Source organism: Diaminobutyricibacter sp. McL0608, assembly GCF_039613825.1.
Taxonomy (GTDB): Bacteria; Actinomycetota; Actinomycetes; order Actinomycetales; family Microbacteriaceae; genus Diaminobutyricibacter.
On the sequence record NZ_CP154826.1, the window covers coordinates 562,949 to 581,504 of the forward strand.

The 18,556-nt window shown below is 67.0% G+C and carries 14 protein-coding genes; 11 read left to right on the forward strand and 3 right to left on the reverse strand.

Annotation, left to right across the window (positions count from 1 at the left end; genetic code table 11):
- Nucleotides 1–89 precede the first annotated feature (89 nt).
- From AAYO93_RS02670 to AAYO93_RS02695, 6 genes are all read left to right on the forward strand, one after another.
- Nucleotides 90–1,685 (forward strand): ABC transporter substrate-binding protein, encoded by a 1,596-nt coding sequence (locus AAYO93_RS02670; RefSeq protein WP_345763473.1) that lies wholly within the window; start codon nt 90–92, stop codon nt 1,683–1,685.
- A gap of 71 nt (nt 1,686–1,756) precedes the next feature.
- Nucleotides 1,757–2,773, forward strand: coding sequence for an ABC transporter permease (locus tag AAYO93_RS02675; RefSeq protein ID WP_345763474.1), 1,017 nt, complete (start codon nt 1,757–1,759; stop codon nt 2,771–2,773).
- Nucleotides 2,770–3,669, forward strand: a complete 900-nt coding sequence (locus tag AAYO93_RS02680) for an ABC transporter permease (protein ID WP_345763475.1) — start codon at nt 2,770–2,772, stop codon at nt 3,667–3,669. The genes AAYO93_RS02675 and AAYO93_RS02680 overlap by 4 nt, the downstream gene beginning before the upstream one ends.
- A complete protein-coding gene (locus tag AAYO93_RS02685; RefSeq protein ID WP_345763476.1) occupies nt 3,666–4,625 on the forward strand; it encodes an ABC transporter ATP-binding protein in 960 nt (319 codons plus the stop codon). The genes AAYO93_RS02680 and AAYO93_RS02685 overlap by 4 nt, the downstream gene beginning before the upstream one ends.
- On the forward strand, nt 4,622–5,548 hold the full coding sequence (locus tag AAYO93_RS02690; RefSeq protein WP_345763477.1) for an ABC transporter ATP-binding protein: 927 nt from the start codon (nt 4,622–4,624) through the stop codon (nt 5,546–5,548). Before AAYO93_RS02685 ends, AAYO93_RS02690 begins: the two co-directional genes overlap by 4 nt.
- A gap of 116 nt (nt 5,549–5,664) precedes the next feature.
- Nucleotides 5,665–6,720 (forward strand): serine hydrolase domain-containing protein, encoded by a 1,056-nt coding sequence (locus tag AAYO93_RS02695; protein WP_345763478.1) that lies wholly within the window; start codon nt 5,665–5,667, stop codon nt 6,718–6,720.
- Nucleotides 6,721–6,808: 88 nt separating this feature from the next.
- Here AAYO93_RS02695 and AAYO93_RS02700 read toward each other — a convergent pair whose 3' ends face one another.
- Together AAYO93_RS02700 and AAYO93_RS02705 are read right to left on the reverse strand one after the other, a co-directional pair.
- Nucleotides 6,809–6,985, reverse strand: coding sequence for a hypothetical protein (locus AAYO93_RS02700; RefSeq protein WP_345763479.1), 177 nt, complete (start codon nt 6,983–6,985; stop codon nt 6,809–6,811).
- Between the two features lie 306 nt (nt 6,986–7,291).
- A complete protein-coding gene (locus AAYO93_RS02705; RefSeq protein ID WP_345763480.1) occupies nt 7,292–8,317 on the reverse strand; it encodes a LacI family DNA-binding transcriptional regulator in 1,026 nt (341 codons plus the stop codon).
- Between the two features lie 179 nt (nt 8,318–8,496).
- Here AAYO93_RS02705 and uxaC point away from each other — a divergent pair, with 179 nt between their 5' ends.
- Genes uxaC through AAYO93_RS02725 form a run of 4 tightly spaced genes read left to right on the forward strand, consistent with a single transcriptional unit; the run spans nt 8,497 to nt 13,926 of the window.
- Complete coding sequence (gene uxaC / locus AAYO93_RS02710) at nt 8,497–9,885, forward strand: glucuronate isomerase (RefSeq protein WP_345763481.1); 1,389 nt, start codon at nt 8,497–8,499, stop codon at nt 9,883–9,885.
- Entirely contained in the window at nt 9,882–11,267 is a 1,386-nt protein-coding gene (locus tag AAYO93_RS02715; protein ID WP_345763482.1) for a mannitol dehydrogenase family protein, read from the forward strand. The genes uxaC and AAYO93_RS02715 overlap by 4 nt, the downstream gene beginning before the upstream one ends.
- Complete coding sequence (locus AAYO93_RS02720) at nt 11,264–12,481, forward strand: glycoside hydrolase family 1 protein (protein WP_345763483.1); 1,218 nt, start codon at nt 11,264–11,266, stop codon at nt 12,479–12,481. The genes AAYO93_RS02715 and AAYO93_RS02720 overlap by 4 nt, the downstream gene beginning before the upstream one ends.
- The gene (locus tag AAYO93_RS02725; protein ID WP_345763484.1) at nt 12,478–13,926 is read left to right on the forward strand and encodes a glycoside hydrolase family 43 protein; all 1,449 of its coding nucleotides are present in this window, start codon (nt 12,478–12,480) and stop codon (nt 13,924–13,926) included. The genes AAYO93_RS02720 and AAYO93_RS02725 overlap by 4 nt, the downstream gene beginning before the upstream one ends.
- A gap of 52 nt (nt 13,927–13,978) precedes the next feature.
- Here AAYO93_RS02725 and AAYO93_RS02730 read toward each other — a convergent pair whose 3' ends face one another.
- On the reverse strand, nt 13,979–16,474 hold the full coding sequence (locus AAYO93_RS02730; RefSeq protein ID WP_345763485.1) for a family 78 glycoside hydrolase catalytic domain: 2,496 nt from the start codon (nt 16,472–16,474) through the stop codon (nt 13,979–13,981).
- A gap of 266 nt (nt 16,475–16,740) precedes the next feature.
- Between AAYO93_RS02730 and uidA the strand changes: the two genes are divergently transcribed.
- Nucleotides 16,741–18,537 carry a beta-glucuronidase gene (gene uidA, locus AAYO93_RS02735; RefSeq protein ID WP_345763486.1) on the forward strand — a complete coding sequence of 599 codons (1,797 nt, stop codon included), beginning with the start codon at nt 16,741–16,743 and terminating at the stop codon, nt 18,535–18,537.
- Nucleotides 18,538–18,556 lie beyond the last annotated feature (19 nt).

Consider the following 18,556-nt stretch of genomic DNA (forward strand, 5'->3'; position numbering starts at 1 on the left):
TGATAACCAAGTATTGGTGAGTCTCGCCCGCTTGTCCATACACTGTCCCTACCCCGCACCCGGCGGAACCTTTTCACAGTGAGGTGGACATGGACGTCACCCGAATCAAACCCAGCCGAATCGTCGCCCTAGGCATCGCGGCCGCGCTCGGCCTTGTAGCGCTGTCCGGCTGCTCCCCCGCATCGACCGGTACCAGCATGGACGGCGGCGTGCTCACCGTCGCCGCTTCCGCTGCCGTGACCACGTGGGACCCTGTCGCATCATTCTCGACGGAGGCCCTCTACATGGGCAACATCTACGAGCCGCTGCTCTGGAAGAACCCGGAGGGCTCCGCTCAAGAGTTCACTCCCGCGATCGCCGAGAAATGGGAGACCAGCGCAGACGGTCTCACCTGGACCTTCCACATTAGGAAGGGGATCACGTTCCATGACGGCGAGAAAGTCGACGCCGCCGCGGTCGTCGGCAGCATCGAGGCCGCCCGCAAGCGAGCCGGCGCGGCATTCATCTGGGCCCCGCTGAACACGGTGGAGGCCACCGACGCCTCGACGGTGGTGATGAAGCTGAAGTACTCGGCACCCATGGACCTCGTGGCCGCCTCCACGTACGGCGCCTGGATCGTTGCGCCCAAAGCCCTCGCGGCGTCCGCCTCCGACCCAAAGTATTTCGAGAAGGGAATAGAGGCCGGCACAGGTCCGTTCACGCTCAAGGACTATGAACCTGGCAAGAAGGTTGTCCTCCAGGCGTACGACAAGTACTGGAACACGAAGAACGCCCCGCATTACAAGATCGTCGACATCTCGATCACACCCGACGCGGTGACCGCGCAGCAGATGCTCACCGCTAAGGAGGTCGACTTCGCCACCACCATCCCACTGGACAACGTCAACTCCGTGGCGAAGCAGATGGGCGGAGTCGTACGCGCGGCGAACTCGCCGTTCAACTACTTGGCCTACTTCAACACGACCAGGGCTCCGCTGAACGACCCGAAGGTGCGGCAGGCGCTCAGCTACGCGGTGCCGTATAAGGACCTCATCGACGTCGGCGTAGAGGGCTACGGCACACAGTCGCACGGACCGGTGCCAAAGGGCATCTTCCCGTACAGCGAAAAAGTCCCGCAGTACAAGCAGGACCTGGAGAAGGCGAAGGCTCTGCTTGCCGAGTCCGGGCACGCCAACGGGTTGACCCTGAACCTTACCTACGCGTCGGAGAACCCCGCCGAGACCCGGTTCGTTCCGCTCATCAAGGACGCGTTCGCCAAAATCGGCGTCACCCTGAACGTCACCGCCGAGTTGTTCAATCAGCAGTGGGAGAAGGCCAAGGCGGACCCGGCGAACGCGCAGGACATCTTCGTGGTCTACTACTGGCCGACGTACAGCGACGCCGGGTCCGACAACCTGAACTCACTGTTCCACTCGTCGGAGAAGCCGTTCTTCAACCTCAGCTACTGGAAGAACGCCGAGTACGACGCGCTGATCGACAAGGCCGGCACCCTCACCGGAAGCGACAGGGCTGCGGCCCAGGCAACCTACGAGAAGGCAATGGACCTGCTTGTCGACCAGGCGCCCGGTTTGTTCCTGTTCGACGCCCAGGCGGTCTCGGTTGTGCCGAAGGATCTGAAGGTCCAGAAGTTCAACGAGAACTACCCTTTCACGACCTTCTTCGCGCCGATCGCGCCAGCCGCCTGACCCGAAATGACCGGTGTGGGCGGGCGCGTCCCGTCCCCACCGGTCGCACACACCTTTAAGGAGGTGCTCCCATGACAAGGCTTATCGCCCGCCGGGTCGGATCTGCGCTGCTCGTGCTCCTCGTGATCACTCTGGTGGTCTTCATCTTGTCCCGCGTCATCCCGTCCGATCCCGCCGTCGTCTACGCCGGCCCGAAGGCTCCGCCCGAGGAGCTCGCTCGCATTCGCACCCGCCTCGGCTTCGACCGCCCGCTGCCGATCCAGTACCTGGACTACCTGTGGGGTCTCGTCACCGGGAATTGGGGCGACTCGCTCTCGACGAAGCGCCCGGTGCTCCTGGAGCTCGGGACGCGGCTGCCGGCCACCCTCGAGCTGCTCTTCGCGGCCATGCTCTTCGCGACCGTCGTCGGGATCGTGCTCGGCGTGATCGCCTCGAAGCGCCCCGGGGGCATCGCCGACGGCGCCATCCGCATCCTCTCGATCGGAGGTGTCTCGATGCCGGCCTTCTGGCTCGGACTGCTGCTCCAGGTCGTCTTCGTGGGCAACCTGCACATCCTGCCGGCGACCGGCGCGTTCTCCGAGGTGACAGAGTACGTGCACCCCATCGCGAACATCACCGGGTTCCCACTCTTCGACAGCCTCATCACAGGAAACCTCGCGGCCTGGGGCGATGGGATGACGCACCTCATTTTGCCGGCGCTCACCCTTGCCGCCTACCCGCTCGGGCTCATCGCGAGGATGACCCGCGCGTCGATGCTCGAGGTGCTCAGCCAGGACTACGTGTTCACCGCCAACGCCTACGGCGTGCGCTCGTTCCTGGTGCGCTGGCGGCTCGCCCTGAAGAACGCACTGCCGCCGTCGATGACGATCATCGGACTTGCTGCGGCCTACGCGCTGACCGGTACGTTCTTCGTCGAGGTGGTCTTCAACTGGCCCGGCATCGGGCAGTTCGCCAGCACCGCGATGCTGTCGGTCGACTACCCATCGATCATGGCGATCACGCTGCTCGGCGCGTTCGGCTACCTGGTCGCCAACCTCGCCGTGGATCTCGTGCAGGCCCGGCTCGACCCGAGGGTGAGGGCGTCATGACCGCGACCACTACCGCGCTCCGCGCGCCCGTCTTCTCCAAACGCGACACCGGGCTGAGCCGCTTGATCCGGGTGCTCCGCACCGACTGGCTAGCTGCGGCCGGCCTCGCCATCGTGGTGCTCGTGATCGTGCTGGCCGTGTTCGGCCAGTGGATCGCACCCTTTCCGGCGCAGGGCTTGGGCGAGACGAGCGTCGCCACCCGCAACCTCGCGCCGAGCGTCGCCCACATCCTCGGCACAGATCAGCTCGGCCGTGATGTGCTGAGCCGGATCATCATGGGCGCGCGCCCCGCGCTCGTCATCTCACTCGTCGTCGTGTTCCTCGCGGCGGTGATCGGCATCCCTCTCGGCGCGATCGCCGGCTACCGCGGAGGTTGGCTCGACGACGTGTTGATGCGCGTCACCGAGGTATTCCAGGCGTTTCCGCCGCTGCTGCTGGCGATGGTGGCCGTCGCGATCCTCGGCCCGAGCCTGTTCAACGCCGGCATCGCGCTCGCCATCGCGTGGTGGCCGTGGTACGCCCGGCTGGTGCGGGCGGAAGCGCGCTCTCTCCGCGATCGGCCGTTCGTGGAGGCGGCGCGGGCGATCGGTGTCCCGACCTGGCGCATCGTCAGCGTCCACATCCTGCGTAACTGTATGACACCGGTGCTGGTCCAGGCTACGGTCGACATCGGCGCCGTGGTGCTCGCCGCTGGGTCGCTGGCCTTTCTCGGCCTCGGCGCGCAACCGCCTTCTCCCGACTGGGGGCTCATGGTGGCCGAGGGGCGCGGGCAGATCTTCACGGCCTGGTGGATCTCAACCTTCCCCGGGCTCGCGATCTTTGCTACGGTCCTGGGTTTCAATCTCATCGGCGATGCGCTGCGCGACTTGTTCGACCCTCGGCAGGTGAAGCGATGACCGAACTGCTTCTCGTTGAGGACCTGGAGATCGCGTTCGCCGAACGCGGCCGGCTCACGAACCGCCCCGTCCGCGGCGTCACATTCTCGATCGCAGCGGGGGAAATCCTCGGCGTCGTGGGGGAGACTGGCTGCGGCAAAAGTCTGACCGGACTCGCCGTGCTCGGCATGCTGCCCGAAGGCGCGCGCCCGTCCGGGCGGATCGTGCTCGACGGCACCGAGCAGGACTTCTCCGCCCCGTCGGCGGCGCGCGGCGATGTCGTGTCGATCGTGTTCCAGAACCCGGGCACGGCCTTCAACCCCGTCTTCACCCTCGGCGACCAGCTGCGCGGGGTTCTCCGCCGGCACCGTGCGATCAGCCGGGTGCAAGCCAAGGAGCGGATCCTCGACTACCTCGGTCTGGTCGGGCTGCCCGACCCCGCCCGCGTGTACGACAGCCACCCGCACGAGCTCTCCGGCGGAATGCTGCAGCGCGTGATGATCGCGATGGCGCTGCTGTGTGAACCGCGGCTGCTCATCCTCGACGAGCCGACGACAGCACTGGATGTGACGATCGCGCGGCAGATCCTGCAGCTCGTGCTGTCACTGCGTGAACGCTTCGGGTTCGGCGTGCTGCTGATCACCCACAACCTCGGCGTGGTGCAGGAGATCTGCGATTCCGTCGCAGTCTTGTACGCCGGCCGCGTAATCGAGCAGGGTCCGGCGGCAGAGGTGCTTCGCAACCCCGCGCATCCATACACCCGCGGTCTGATCGGGGCGCTGCCTTCGCGGCGCCAGCCCGGCCAGATGCTCGACGCGATCGCCGGATCGGTGCCGGCGAACCTGTTGGGCATCGCGGGCTGCGCCTTCGCCGATCGGTGCCCGGCGGTGCAGGAACGCTGCCGCCGGACCGATCCGATCCTGGAGCCCGTCGCCCCGATGCATGAGGCGGCATGCCTGAGAGCAGGAGAACTATGAATCCCACCACGGACGTCGACGCGCTCGTCGTCGAGAATATCGTCAAGGTCTACCGCACGCGCGGGTCGGAAACCCGCGCTGTGGACGGCGTGAGCTTCCGAATCCGCACCGGGACCACGTTCGGTCTCGTCGGCGAGTCTGGCTCGGGCAAGAGCACGATTGCCCGCTGTGCCCTGAACCTCATCGAGCCGACCTCGGGGCGCTCCGTGATCTCCGGGCAAGACCCCGCGACGGTGCGGGGACGCGCGTTGCGGCGGCTCCGCTCGCAGACCGGGATGGTTTTCCAGAACCCCATCATGGCGCTCGATCCGCGCATGCGAATTCGCGACATCGTGGCCGAGCCCCTGCGCACGCACAGCCGGCTGAGCCGTGGCGAGATCCGACGGAAGGTCGACGAGCTGCTCGACGAGGTGGGGCTCGCAGCCGTGCACGGTGATCGGTTGCCGCATCAGCTCTCCGGCGGCCAGTGCCAACGCGTCGGCGTGGCGCGGGCGATTGCAACCGGCCCCCGCCTGGTGGTGCTCGACGAGCCGACCAGCGCGCTCGACGTGTCGGTGCAGGCGCAGGTGTTGAACCTGCTGCAGCGGCTCAAGCGCGAACGGGACCTGAGCTACTTGCTCATCTCCCACGACCTGGACGTCGTGCAGTATATGAGCGACGACGTCGGCGTGATGTGCAGTGGCGCTCTCGTCGAGACGGGCCGTGCAGAAGACGTACTGACGTCGCCGTCCCACGATTACACCCGCCGCCTGCTGGCGGCCATGCCTGCGGCTCCCGGGGTTGGAGCGCCGGACAGAGGTGCCCCGCCTCGGGGTCCGGGCACCGTGGAGCCAGGCGCCGTGCCGGACAGGGGCGCCCCGTCTCTCGGTCCGGGCACCGCGGAACCGGCCGCCGTCCGAAGCGAGATGAGTGTGCTGCTATGACCCGCCTTACCACTGCACAGAGCACGACTCGGCCTCGCCGCTACCCGGGCGCCGCGGAGGACACTGACCTCGACACCTGGCAGGAAGCGCCGCACAGTCGCTGGGCGTTCGCGCATGTGAGCGACTTCGTGCCCACCGCCCCCATCGCGCACCGCCCCAGGGCGGTCTCCGGCGTGGACAGGCTGGCCGCCCTGGACGGCGTTCCCGATCTCCGTGCGCTGCTCGAGGATTCCTATACAGACGCCTTCTTGGTACAGCGCGACGGCAGGACGGTCGCCGAGTATTACCGTCCCGGCTTCGCGCCCGACGACCGGCACCTGCTCATGAGCGTTTCGAAGTCTTTATGTGGAATCCTCGTCGGAACGCTCGTGGACGACGGCCTTATCGACGTCGCGCAACCTATGGCGGTGTATGTGCCGGAGCTCAACGGCTCCGCATACGGCGACGCGAGCGTGCAGCAGGTGCTCGACATGACCGTCGCCGTCGACTATGACGAGGACTACCGTAACCCCCAGTCGCATGTGCAGGCGCAGGACCGGATCGCCGGATGGCGTCGACGGCGCGACACTGATCCCGCCGACACGTACGAGTTTCTCCGCGGGCTGCAAGCGAGCGGCCCGCACGGCCAGCGCTTCCAATACTGTTCGGCCGACACCGATGCCCTGGCCTGGCTGGTCGAGGCGGTCACCGGCGAACGCTACGCCGACGTGCTCGCTGCCCGCGTCTGGGAGCGGTTGGGCTGCGCGCAGGAAGCCACGATCACAGTAGATGCGGCGGGCTTCGCCTTCGCCAACGGCGGCATCTCGTGCGCGGCGCCCGACCTTGCCCGGGTGGGCCAGTTGATGCTTGGCGGCGGCGAGATCGACGGCAGGCGCATCGTGTCTGAGCGGTGGGTGCGGCAGACCATGGCCGGCGGAGACACCAACGCCGCGCGGGGCCTGCTGATCCAGCGCGAGTACCCGCGAGTGTCCTATCGCAATCAATGGTGGTCGACAGGCAATGACCGCGGGAACGTCTATGCGGTCGGGATCCACGGCCAGTACATCTGGCTGGATCCGCTGAGCGGAACCGTGATCGTGAAGTTCTCCTCGGCGCCGGATCCGGTCTCGGCGGCCGGCAACCAGATCCATGCCCGCTTGTTTCGTGAGGTGTGCGGCGTGCTGGAGCGCTGAAAATGCTGAGCCCTTGGCGCTTCCGCGAGGTCTTGTCACCGCACGTGGTTCGACCCGTGGTGGCTGGAAAACGCTTCGTTCTGGTCGGCTAGCTGGCCGTTGTAGTTGCCGCGCGCGTGTCCTCGTCGTCCTCGAACTCGATCAGCGCGGCGGCTTGGTGGAGGGTCGCCTGGTGCTCGTGGATCGCGGCGCGGCAATCGAGTTCTCGACCATAGCGAGACCATTCTTGACGGCCGCGTGTTTCGCGCACGATGCTCGCGGTCATAACCTGGTCCGGGCTCGCATCCCTCAGCGACAGGACCGGGCCACGACGTGACGGCTCATCGAATTTTCCACTACCGCAGTGAACAGTGTTCAGGTTGACGCCGAGTAAGTGACACCGCCGGTTGATGGCCGCCCCTGGCGAACACAGAGTGACGATTTTGTCGGTATTTGACAACATTCACGAAGTTGTCACCGACGTCTTCAGGAAACGCACTCAGATCCCGTGTGTTATGTCTCACGACATCAATGCCCTCTCGACGTTCCAGCGGCTGTGTGGACTTAGGTCCGGCGCTGGAACGGGAAGGTTCTAACGTTTGTCTGACACGGATTCGCGACTGATGAAACGGGTTGGCAGTGACGGAGCATGCTCCTCGTCGCGGTCATCTATCTCCACGAGAAGCCGGTGCACGGCCGCTTCGCCGAGTTCTCGCAGAGGACTCTTGATCGTGCTCAGGGCGGGGGTTGGGAGGTCTGCTCCGAAAATGTCGTCGAAGCCGATGATGCTGAGCTGATCCGGCACATTGACGCCCTGGTCGCGTGCCGCCCGCAGCAGGCCCAGCGCGACGAGATCGTTGTACGCGATTACGGCACTCACATCAGCGGCGAGTACGCGCGGCAGGGCCTCCGCGCCTCCCTCACGTGTGGGGGTGGTCGAGGCGATCTCCACGATCGACATGCCGCGCTCGACGGCATACGCGAAGAGGGTGCGCCACCGTATGCCATTCATCCAGGACGTGTCGGGTCCCGAAAGGTACGCAATGCGATGGTGCCCGAAGTCGTGGAGCTGGTCGAGAGCAGCGGCGATGCCTGGACGCGGATCCGGGACCACCGCGGTTACGCCCGGCACCAGTCGATTGGCCACGATGAGTGGCTTGATGGAGGCCAGTTCGGTGATCTGGTCGTCCGTGAGGCGCGAGGCGACGAGGAACAGCCCGTCGACGGAGGTCTGCAGTCGCTGGGCCGTCGCGAGTTCGAGCTCTGGCGACTCTTGGGACTCGGCGAACACCAGTGTGAGGCCGTTCGCGGTGGCTACCCGTTCGGCACCGCGGACGACGTCGAAGTACACGGGGTTGGTGATATCCGACACCAGCACCGCGAGGGTGCCGGTCTTGCCGGTCGGCAGGGCTCGCGCCATCGGGTTGATGCGATAGCCGAGCTGATCGGCGACGTCGCGGATCCTGCGCTCGGTGGCCTCCTTAAGGCGACCCGGCTTGGTCAGGGCTCGCGAAACGGTCGACGGGCTCACGCCGGTGGCCTTGGCGATGTCGTAGATGGTTGCCGGCGGCTTGCGAACGCCTGCGCGGACCGGCGTCACTGCCTCTGATTCGCTCACGGGGCTCCTCTGCGATGCGTCACCACTGTTCGGCAAGCGGTTGGCAAAGTCTATCGGATTGGTGCCAACTACCGCGAACACCGCCTTCGACGGTGAGGCAGGTGGGCAGCGCTAGGACAAGCATTCATCCGATTCGGCAATCGGTTGACAAAATTGACTGAACACGATGAAATGGGCGAATGCAACTGCCGCGACGCCGCGACCCGGACCGCCTTCTTCCCGCGGATCCGCACACCCGGGCAATCGCGCGCGACCTGTATCTGCGCGTATCGGACGCTCCGATCGTCTCGCCACATGGTCACGTCCCGGTTGAATGGCTGGCAGAGGATCGGCGGTTCCGCGACCCTGCAGACCTTCTCATCACCCACGACCACTACGTGACCCGGCTGCTGCACGCCGAAGGTGTCGACCTGAAGCAGCTTGGGGTGGACGGCACGTCGGACCCGCGTGCGGTGTGGCGTTTGCTTGCCGACAATTGGCACCTCTTCGCAGGCACGGCCTCCGGCTACTGGCTGGAGGAGGCGCTGAGTTCGGTGCTCGGGGTCGACATGGAACTCAGTTCGGCAAACTCCGACCCGATCTACGACCAGATCGCAGCCCGGCTCGCTGAACCGGAGTTCACGCCGCGTGCCCTGTTCGAACGATTCGGCATCGAGGTGCTTGCCACGACGGACGACCCGCTCGCCGATCTCGCGCATCACGACGTGCTGCGGAATTCCGGTCTCCGCGTCGTGCCCACGTTCCGGCCGGACAAATATCTCGATCCCGACGCGCGCGGGTTTGCCGACAACGTTGACCGCCTTTTGACGCTCGCGGGAGAGCCGACGACGTTTGCCGGCTACCTCGCGGCGCTGGAGGGACGTCGTCGACACTTCATCGAGCACGGTGCGGTGTCCGCTGACCACGGGGTCGAGGAACCCCTCGCGCTGGAACTGGCCCCTGCCGACGCACAGCAGCTCTTCGCGGAGGTCATCGCAGAGACGGCGGATGCGGACGGTAAGCGAGCATTCCGGGCTCACATGTTGTTCCAGATGGCCCGCATGAGTGTCGAAGACGGCCTCGTGATGACCGTTCACGCCGGTGTGCTCCGCAACCACCACACGGAGACGTTCGAACGCTTCGGTCCGGACACCGGCCATGACATCCCGGTACGCACCGATTTTGTCCGGGGCCTCCGGCCGCTCCTGGAGCGGTTCGGGAACGAGGACGGATTCCACCTGGTGCTCTTCGCGGTCGATGAAACGGTGTACTCGCGGGAGCTCGCCCCCTTGGCCGGCTTCTATCGCAGCGTGTACATCGGGGCGCCGTGGTGGTTCCTGGACGCGCCGGATGCGATCGGACGGTTCAGGTCGGCGGTGACGGAAACCGCGGGGTTCTTCCGCGGGTCCGGCTTCATCGACGATACGCGCGCCTTCCTCTCCATCCCGGCGCGGCACGACACGGCCCGACGCGCGGATGCAGCCTTCCTTGCCCGCTATGTCGCTGAGGGCAGGATCGCTCTTGGCGTCGCCGAGCAGATCGCAGACGAACTGGTTGGGCCGTTGCCGAAGAGAGTCTTCAAGCTGTGACCGCCACACCCACCGCCCCACTTCTCACCCACGATGCGCTCCCGCACCCTGAGGGCGTCCCACCCGTTCGGATCGTGCACCTCGGGCTTGGAGCCTTCCATCGCTCCCACCAGGCCTGGTACACGGCGCACGCCGCGGATGCCGACCGCTGGGGCATCGCCGCGTTCACCGGGCGACGGCCGGATGCGGCTGAGGTCCTCACCGCGCAGGGCTGCGTCTACACGCTGGTCGAGCGTGGACCCGAGAAGGACCGTTTCGAGCTGATCGGCAGCATTGTCGAAGCGGTAGCTAGGGATGACATCGCCAGCTTCGTCACGAAATTCGCGTCTCCGGAGATCGCTGTTGTCACCCTGACGGTCACCGAAGCTGGATACCGGACGGATGCGACGGGTGCGCTGGACCTGGACGATCCGGACGTCCGCTCAGACATTGAGCTTCTCCGGGACATTCTCTCGCAGCAGCATCCCGTGCCGCCGTCGGCCGGTTCTGGACCCCGAACCGTTCTCGGTCGTCTGCTGCTCGGACTGCACTTCCGCCGGCTCGCGGACGCGCCGCCGATCGCTATCGTGCCTTGTGACAACCTGCCCGAGAACGGACTTGTGGTCCGCCGCGCCCTCGGTCGACTCGCCCAGGAGGCCGACCCCAGCCTGGCGGACTGGCTCCCAGGCGGCGCGTCCTTCGTGTCCACCTCGGTCGACCGCATCACGCCTCGACTCGACCCGGACGACCGCACGCTCGTCGCCACTGCCACGGGGTGGTTCGACGAGACACCCGTCGTGACCGAACCTTTCGCGGACTGGGTGCTCGCGGGGGACTTCCCATCGGGCCGGCCGCAATGGGAGACCGCCGGTGCACGGTTCGTCGACGACATCACGCCCTGGGAGGCTCGAAAACTCTGGATGCTGAACGGTGCCCACACACTGCTCGCGTCGTCCGGGCGGCTGCGTGGGCATAAGACCGTTGCGGAGGCGTTCGCCGACCCGGTATGCCGCGCCCAGGTCGACGAGCTATGGGAGGAAGCGGTGCGGAATCTCCCGACCGTCGAAACGGTCCAGTATCGGCGTGACCTCGCGGAGCGGTTCGCGAACCCCAGGATTGTTCACCGGCTCGACCAGATCGCCGAAGGGTCGCGTACCAAGATTCGGCTCCGCATCGTCCCGGTCGCGATGGCGGAGCGGGCCGCGGGCCGTAGTGCCGTCGGCAGCGCAACCGCCATCGCTGCGTGGATTCTCCAGGAAGCAGATGGCGCCGATGCAGGCGCCACGGTTCGGGATCTCGCGCCCGAACTAGCCGACGACGATGAATTCGCGAAGACCATCAAGCACCTCCTGTCGGCCATGCAGGCTGACCGCACACCCGAGAAAGTAGGAATGAACCGATGACGACCTTCCCCGACGGCTTCCTCTGGGGCGCCTCGACCGCGCCACACCAGATCGAGGGCAACAACCTCAACAGCGACTTCTGGGCAAACGAGGGCCGAGTACCGGGCATGGAACGCAGCGGCGACGCCTGCGACAGCTATCACCGTTATCGGGAGGACATGCAACTTCTCGCCGAGGCAGGATTCAACTCCTACCGATTCGGGATCGAGTGGGCGCGAATCGAGCCAGAGCCGGGCCTGATCTCCCGTGCCGAACTGGCGCACTACCGCCGGATGATCGACACGGCGACCGAACTGGGGCTCACGCCATTCGTGACCTTGCATCACTTCACGAACCCGCGTTGGTTCGCGGAGCAGGGCGGCTGGACCGCCCCTGGAGCTATCGACCGTTTCCGCGGGTACGTCGAGACGGCGACCAGCATCCTTGACGGCGTGGAGTGGGTGGCGACCATGAACGAGCCCAACATGCTCGCGATGATGACCGGTATGGCCGTCTTCATGCAGCAGGCGCAGAAGGACGGTGAGGAGTGGCAGAGCCCGACCGTCGACACGGATGGACCGCGCCCGACACTGCCAGCACCAAAACCTGAGATCGGCCGGATCTTCGTGGAGGCTCACCACGCCGTCCGTGACATCGTACGCGACCGCACAGGAGCTCGGGTGGGCTGGACGGTGGCCAACCGTGCCTTCGAGACCCGGCCCGGCGGCGAGGAGAAGCGCCGCGAACTCGAGTACATCTGGGAGGATCTCTACCTCGAGGGCTCGCGCGGCGACGACTTCGTCGGCGTCCAGTCGTATTCCGCGCAGTGGGTGAACGGGGAGGGCATCGAGCCGTACCCCCCGCACCCTGACAACACCCTTGTCGGCAGCGCCTACCGCCCCGACGCCCTCGGGATCGCGGTGCGACACACAGCTGAGGTCACCGGCGGCGTCCCGATCGTCGTCACCGAGAACGGCATTGCCACCCACGACGACACACGCCGCGTCGCGTACATGGACGAAGCTCTCCGTCACCTCGGACTCGCGATCGCTGACGGCGTCGACGTGCGCGGCTACCTGCACTGGACGCTCCTCGACAACTACGAGTGGGGTCACTGGGAGCCGACTTTCGGCCTCATCGAGGTCGACCGCGAAACGTTCGTTCGCACGCCCAAGCCCAGCCTGGGCTGGCTGGGTGGCGTTGCGCGGCGAAACAGCCGGCCCGAGCCCGCGTGAGCGCGGTCCCGATCCTTCCCGGGTTTCATCCGGACCCGACGATCTGCCGCGTAGGTGATGAGTACTTTCTGGCCACTTCCAGCTTCGAGTACTTCCCCGGCGTCCCGATCCGCCGGAGCACCGACCTGACCGCCTGGGAGCAGATCGGCAACGTGCTCGACCGCCCGTCGCAACTCGTCGTGAGCCGCGGCGCCGAAGGGGCGAGCCGCGGGATCTACGCCCCGACGCTGCGGCATCACGACGGCCTCTTCTGGCTGGTCACCACGAACGTGGACGAGATCCAGCGCGGCCACCTGATCGTGCACGCGACGGATCCGGCGGGCCCGTGGAGCGACCCTGTCTACACGCAGGGGACCATCGGCATCGATCCCGACCTCGCATGGGACGACGACGGCGAGTGCTTCCTGACCTGGAAGGACCCGATGGCCGGTGGGATCGCGCAGGTGCGCGTCGACCCACTGACCGGTGAGCTTCTCGGCCAACCCCGAATCCTGACGACGGGGACGGGGCTCGCCCACGCGGAGGGGCCCCACCTGATCCGCCGCGGCGACTGGTGGTACCTCGTGACAGCCGAGGGCGGCACACACACCGGCCATGTCGTGTCGGTCGCGCGGAGCCGGTCGATCGAGGGCCCGTTCGAGCCGCATCCCGAACCGATCCTCACGCACCGCAGCACGTCGGACCCGGTGCAGGCGACCGGCCACGCGGATATGTTCGAGTTGGCCGACGGATCGTGGGCGATGGTGCATCTCGGGATCCGGCAGCGCGGCTCCTTCCCCCGGTGGCACGTCAACGGTCGGGAGACGTTTCTCGTCGGGATCGATTGGATCGACGACTGGCCGGTCGTCCGCGAGGACCGCTTCGAGGTCGCCGGGGGCGAGACGTCGTTCGAGGACACTTTCGACGATGCGAAGCTGGGCCCGCGCTGGATCGCACCGGGCATCGATCCGCATGCATTCGCGCTCGTCTCTGCCGCCGGCCTCACGCTGCGGCCCGGCCGTCAGCCGGGAGCGTCCGAAGCCGTTCACCTGCTCGGCGTCCGCGCGACCGACCCAGAATGGCAGGCGTCCGTCGCCGCGCGCGGGGACCTGGCACTTCTCGTACGGATTGACGACGCACACTGGGCGGGGGTGCAGCGTGTCGGTGGAGTCCTGACCGCGCGGGCGGTCGTCGGTCCGCTGCAGCAGGAGCTGGGGTCGGCCGAGGTCCCGGTCGAGGCACGTCTCGCACTGCGCGCGGTCTTGCCGCAGACCCAATACGGCGAGCGGAGCGGGCCGGACCGGATCGATCTCGGGTACGTGACGGATGACTTTCATCCCGTGGCGTCGATCGATGGACGCTACGTCTCGACCGAGGTGGCGGGCGGCTTCACCGGCCGGATCATCGGGATCGAAGCCCTCGGGGACGATGACGCCGTCGTCACGTCGTTCCGCTACGACGCTTAGCGTGCACAATAAAGCGCCCGGCAGCGATGCTGCCGGGCGCTTCTTCTCGCCGTCAGACGGCGGATGAGAACGAGAACGCCCCCTGGCCGACATTCGACCTCGTCCCATCCGGCAGGATCACCGCCCCCTCCGTGCCGGGCGGCACAGTGCCGGACACGGTGAGGATCCCGTCTTCGATCCGCCAGGCGGCCTCGATCGTGCCCTGCGGCGTGAGGTAGGAGCCCTCGGCCCACGTCACGCCCCCGCCGGGCACCGGCCGCAGGACGAATGATTCCCATGCGGCCGAGTCCGGAGCCTGGTCGAGGCCCAGCAGGTGCGTGTGAAGGAATCGCACCACGGCGCCCTTCGAGTAGTGGTTCAGTGAGGCGAAGGCGCGGCCGTCCTCGTCCACGCCGTCCCAGTCCTCCCAGATCGTCGTCGCGCCGCGGTCCAGCATCCCGAGCCAGGAGGGGGAGGTGCGCTGGAAGAGTAGCTCGTAGGCGACGTCGGCGTGCCCGGTCTCGGCGAGGATCGGGAGGAGGTCGGCGGTCGATAGAAATCCGGTGCCGAGGTGGGTGCCTGCCCGCCGGATGAGCTCGACGAGGCGGTTGGCAGCGGCCGATCGCAGGTCGTCGGGGATGAGGCCGAACGTCAGCGCCCGTACGTACGCCGCCTGGGTGTCCTTGACCGTGGGGCCGTCGGGGGTGAGGAACTCGGTGCGCCAGGCGTCGCGCACGCGCTCAGCCAGCCCCGCGTATCGTGTGGCGTCGGTCTCGCGGCCGAGAACCTTCGCGATGCGCGCGAGCGTCGCGGTGGAGCGGTACAGGTAGGCGGTTCCGACTTCGCCCTTGTCCTCCATGAACCAGGCCATCGGGTTGTCCTGCAGCGGGTCGATGAGCGTGCCGTCCGTGGCGCGCTCCTTCGGTTCGCACCACTCGCCCCAGTGGAAGGAGCCATCCCAGATGTACTGTTCGTGCGCGAGCGGCGCGGCGGAACGCTGCACGCGGGAGGGGTGACGGCGGGTGCGTGCGGTCTCCAGGGCCCACTCCACCCAGCGGGTCATCGCATCCCAGTTGGCCGCGAGCTCCTCGCGATCCCCGTACGCCTCGTAGAGCACCCAGGGCACGTGGACGATGGCGTCGCCCCAGCCGGCCGACCCGGTCATCTGCGCGACCTGCAGCTCGGGGTGGTGTTTCACCTGGCGGCCGTCGGGCGAAAAGTTCGCGATGCGGCCGTCGTCGAGTTGGTCGTCTCGGACCGACTGCAGCCACTTGCGCGTGAACCCGTGCACGTCGAAGAGGCGCACGGCGGTCGAGGCGAAGACCTGGTAGTCGCCGGTCCATCCGACCCGTTCGCGCTGCGGGCAGTCGGTGGGGATGTCCACCGCGTTCCCCCGGAAGCTCCAGTCCGCGATCTCGTACAGCCTGTTGAGGTCGTCGTCGCTGCACCGGAAGGACCCGGCGGGTGTCAGGTCGGTATTGACGACCTGCATGGTGATCGCGTCGGCTGACAGCGGCAGGTCGCCGCGCTCGATGCGTGCGTACTGGAAGCCGTGGACGGCGTGCCGCGGCTCGAACGCCGACCCAGCGGCGCCATCCGAGACCACCTCGTCCCGTTGGTCGAGTGCCACCAGTCCGTCGCCTTCGCGCTCGGAGTCGAGATGCGACATGTCGAGATCGCCTGACGGATCCAGGTGCTCGCCGTGCTCGATCACGGTACGGGAGCCACGCGGACCGAGGTCGGTCAGGCGCGTCCATCCCGAGGCGTTCTGCCCGAAGTCCGCGATCCAGGAGCCCGAGTCCAGCAGGGTGAGTGAGACGGGCGCGCGTTCTTCGAGGCGTCGCACCGGCGGGGCGGGCGACCAGCGCACCGGAGGCGCGGCAATGGCGCCGACCCGCACGGGCCCCAGGAGGGAGGGCTCCAGGGTGAGATCGGTTGCCTGCCCGTCCATGAGTCCCGCGCGGACGATGGGGGACGACCAGCTGCTCCAGGATGCGTCGGTACGCACGATCTCGGTCGTCCCGTCCTCGAAGAGCAGGTGCAGCTCGGCGCGTGCGGCCAGGTCGTCTCCGTCGGTCCAGGCGGCGCGGGCGTGGAACGCGCCCACCTGGCCCTGATACCAGCCGTCGGTGAGGACGAGTTCGAGCGTGTTCTCACCCGGGTTCAGTGAGGGCGCCACGTCCGCCGCCTGGGCGTACACGGTCCTGTCGTAGGAAGTGGAGCCGGGAGAGAGCTCGGCCGTACCGACCCGGTTCCCGTTGACGAACGCCTCGTAGACGCCGAGCGCGGTCGAGTAGAGGCGCGCGCGCCGGATCGGGCGATCGGCGGTGAAGGTGCGGCGGAGGCAGTGGCCGGGCCGCTTTCCGAAGGCGGCGCCCACCGGTGTCGGCGGGGAGATCCAGTCGGCGGTCCAGTCGGCATCGAACAGGCCGGCCTCGAAGGTGTGCTCCTGGCTCCACTCGCCATCCGGGACGCGGACGCGCCAGTGGACGCTCTCGCCGCTGTTCAACCGGCGCCAAGGCCACGCGTTGAGGCGGTGGCCGTCCGCGCTGGCTGGGTCGAGGGGCATGTCGTCGACCGTCGCGGCCAGTTCGTATCGTCCCGGGGCGTCACGCGGGGGCAGCCAGGAGAGCCGGGGACGAGGGCCGGAAACCGGGAACTGGTCACCGCCAGCATCGACTCGTAATCCAGTGGGGACCGCTTCGGTCATCGGCGTCATCGCCTCCAATATGCACAATTTGCGAGGTTCGCCCTCCCATTATGGCAATCGCTTGCCGAAATTCAAAAAACCTGCTGTACTAGGTCCCTGACCCGCAGTGCCGCCGTAGGAGAACCATGCTCAGCACCCGAACCACCCCGACTCGCGATGTCGTCGGCCTCGACGGCCTCTGGCGATTCGCGCTCGACACCGCCGTCGGCGACGAGCCGTGGACGGGCCGCCTCGACACCCTCCTCGAGGCGCCGGTTCCAGCGAGCTACAACGATCTCTTCGTCGACCCGGCCATCCGCGACCACGTCGGTGTGGTCTGGTACCAGCGCGACGTGCGCGTGCCCCGCGGCTGGGCGGGCGAGCGCATCGTCCTGCGCTTCGGCTCAGTGACCCACGCCGCCACGGTCTACGTGAACGACCTTCTGGCGGCCCAACACGTCGGCGGCTACACACCCTTCGAGGCCGACCTCACCGACATGGTGGCCGTGGGCGAGGAGTTCCGCCTCACCGTCGCCGTGGACAACCGCCTCACCAACGTGACGATCCCGCCGGGCTCCGTGACCTCGGGACCGGATGGCCGCGAGAAGCAGGCCTATTTCCACGACTTCTACAACTACGCGGGCATCGCCCGTTCGGTGAAGCTCTACAGCACCCCCGCCTCCTACGTCGACGACATCACCGTCGTCACGGGCACGGATGACGCCGCGGGAATCGTGGATTACAGCGTTCGTACCGGCGGCGGCGACATCGCGGTCCGCGTCCGGGTGCTCGACGAGACCGGCGCCGAGGTCGCGGCGAGCGACAGCGCATCAGGCTCGATCCGCATCGACAACGTGCGCCTCTGGAAGCCGGGCTCCGCCTACCTCTACGACCTGGTGACCGAACTGACCAGCGGCGGCGAACTCGTGGACAGCTACACGCTTCCGTTCGGGGTGCGCACGATCGAGGTGCGCGGCACCCAGTTCCTCATCAACGGAGAGCCGTTCTATTTCACGGGCTTCGGAAAGCACGAGGATACTCCGGTCCGCGGCAAGGGTCACGACGACGCCTACCTCGTGCACGATTTCCAGCTGCTGGAGTGGACGGGCGCGAACAGTTTCCGCACCAGTCACTACCCGTATGCGGAGGAGGTCCTCGACTTCGCCGACCGTCATGGCATCGTCGTGGTCGATGAGACGGCCGCCGTCGGCCTCAATCTGGGCGTCCAGGGTGGCCTCACGGGCATCCCGCCGACCCCGACCTTCGCCGAGGAGAACTTCGGCGGCGAGACGAAGAACGTGCACGCCCAGCACCTGCGTGAACTGATCGAACGGGACAAGAACCACCCCAGTGTCGTCATGTGGAGCATCGCCAACGAGCCGGCCTCCAACGAGGACGGCGCACGCGAGTACTTCGAGCCACTCGTGGACCTCGCCCGCGACCTCGACCCCACGCGCCCGCTCACCTACGCCGCCGTCATGTTCGCGACACCGGCGAACGACAAGATTGCCGACTTCTTCGACGTGCTGTCGATCAACCGCTACTACGGCTGGTACGTCTTCACCGGCGATCTGGCGACCGCCGAGACTGTGCTCGAGCAGGAGCTACGCGGCTGGGTACAGCGTTTCGGCAAGCCGATCATGATGTCGGAGTACGGCGCCGACACTCAGCCCGGACTGCACTCGGTGTGGGACATGCCGTGGACCGAGGAGTACCAGACCGACCTGCTCGCCACCTACCACCGCGTCTTCGACCGCATACCCGAGTTCGTCGGTGAGCACATCTGGAACTTCGCCGACTTCATGACCGGTCCCGGCATCCATCGCGTGGACGGCAACAAGAAGGGCGTATTCACCCGCGACCGCAAGCCCAAGGGCGCCGCGTTCTCTCTTCAGAGCAGGTGGCGCGGCCTCGACGGCCGCAAACCCGGCAGCCCCTCCTGAACCAAACCCGCCACCGTTT

What these genes read in the sequence shown, in the direction of transcription:
- AAYO93_RS02690 (WP_345763477.1), top strand. Translation starts at nt 4,622, where the DNA reads ATGAATCCCACCACGGACGTCGACGCGCTCGTCGTCGAGAATATCGTC.
- uxaC (WP_345763481.1), top strand. Translation starts at nt 8,497, where the DNA reads ATGCAACTGCCGCGACGCCGCGACCCGGACCGCCTTCTTCCCGCGGAT.
- AAYO93_RS02685 (WP_345763476.1), top strand. Translation starts at nt 3,666, where the DNA reads ATGACCGAACTGCTTCTCGTTGAGGACCTGGAGATCGCGTTCGCCGAA.
- AAYO93_RS02700 (WP_345763479.1), bottom strand. Translation starts at nt 6,985, where the DNA reads ATGACCGCGAGCATCGTGCGCGAAACACGCGGCCGTCAAGAATGGTCT.
- uidA (WP_345763486.1), top strand. Translation starts at nt 16,741, where the DNA reads ATGCTCAGCACCCGAACCACCCCGACTCGCGATGTCGTCGGCCTCGAC.
- AAYO93_RS02675 (WP_345763474.1), top strand. Translation starts at nt 1,757, where the DNA reads ATGACAAGGCTTATCGCCCGCCGGGTCGGATCTGCGCTGCTCGTGCTC.
- AAYO93_RS02720 (WP_345763483.1), top strand. Translation starts at nt 11,264, where the DNA reads ATGACGACCTTCCCCGACGGCTTCCTCTGGGGCGCCTCGACCGCGCCA.
- AAYO93_RS02730 (WP_345763485.1), bottom strand. Translation starts at nt 16,474, where the DNA reads ATGCCCCTCGACCCAGCCAGCGCGGACGGCCACCGCCTCAACGCGTGG.
- AAYO93_RS02680 (WP_345763475.1), top strand. Translation starts at nt 2,770, where the DNA reads ATGACCGCGACCACTACCGCGCTCCGCGCGCCCGTCTTCTCCAAACGC.
- AAYO93_RS02670 (WP_345763473.1), top strand. Translation starts at nt 90, where the DNA reads ATGGACGTCACCCGAATCAAACCCAGCCGAATCGTCGCCCTAGGCATC.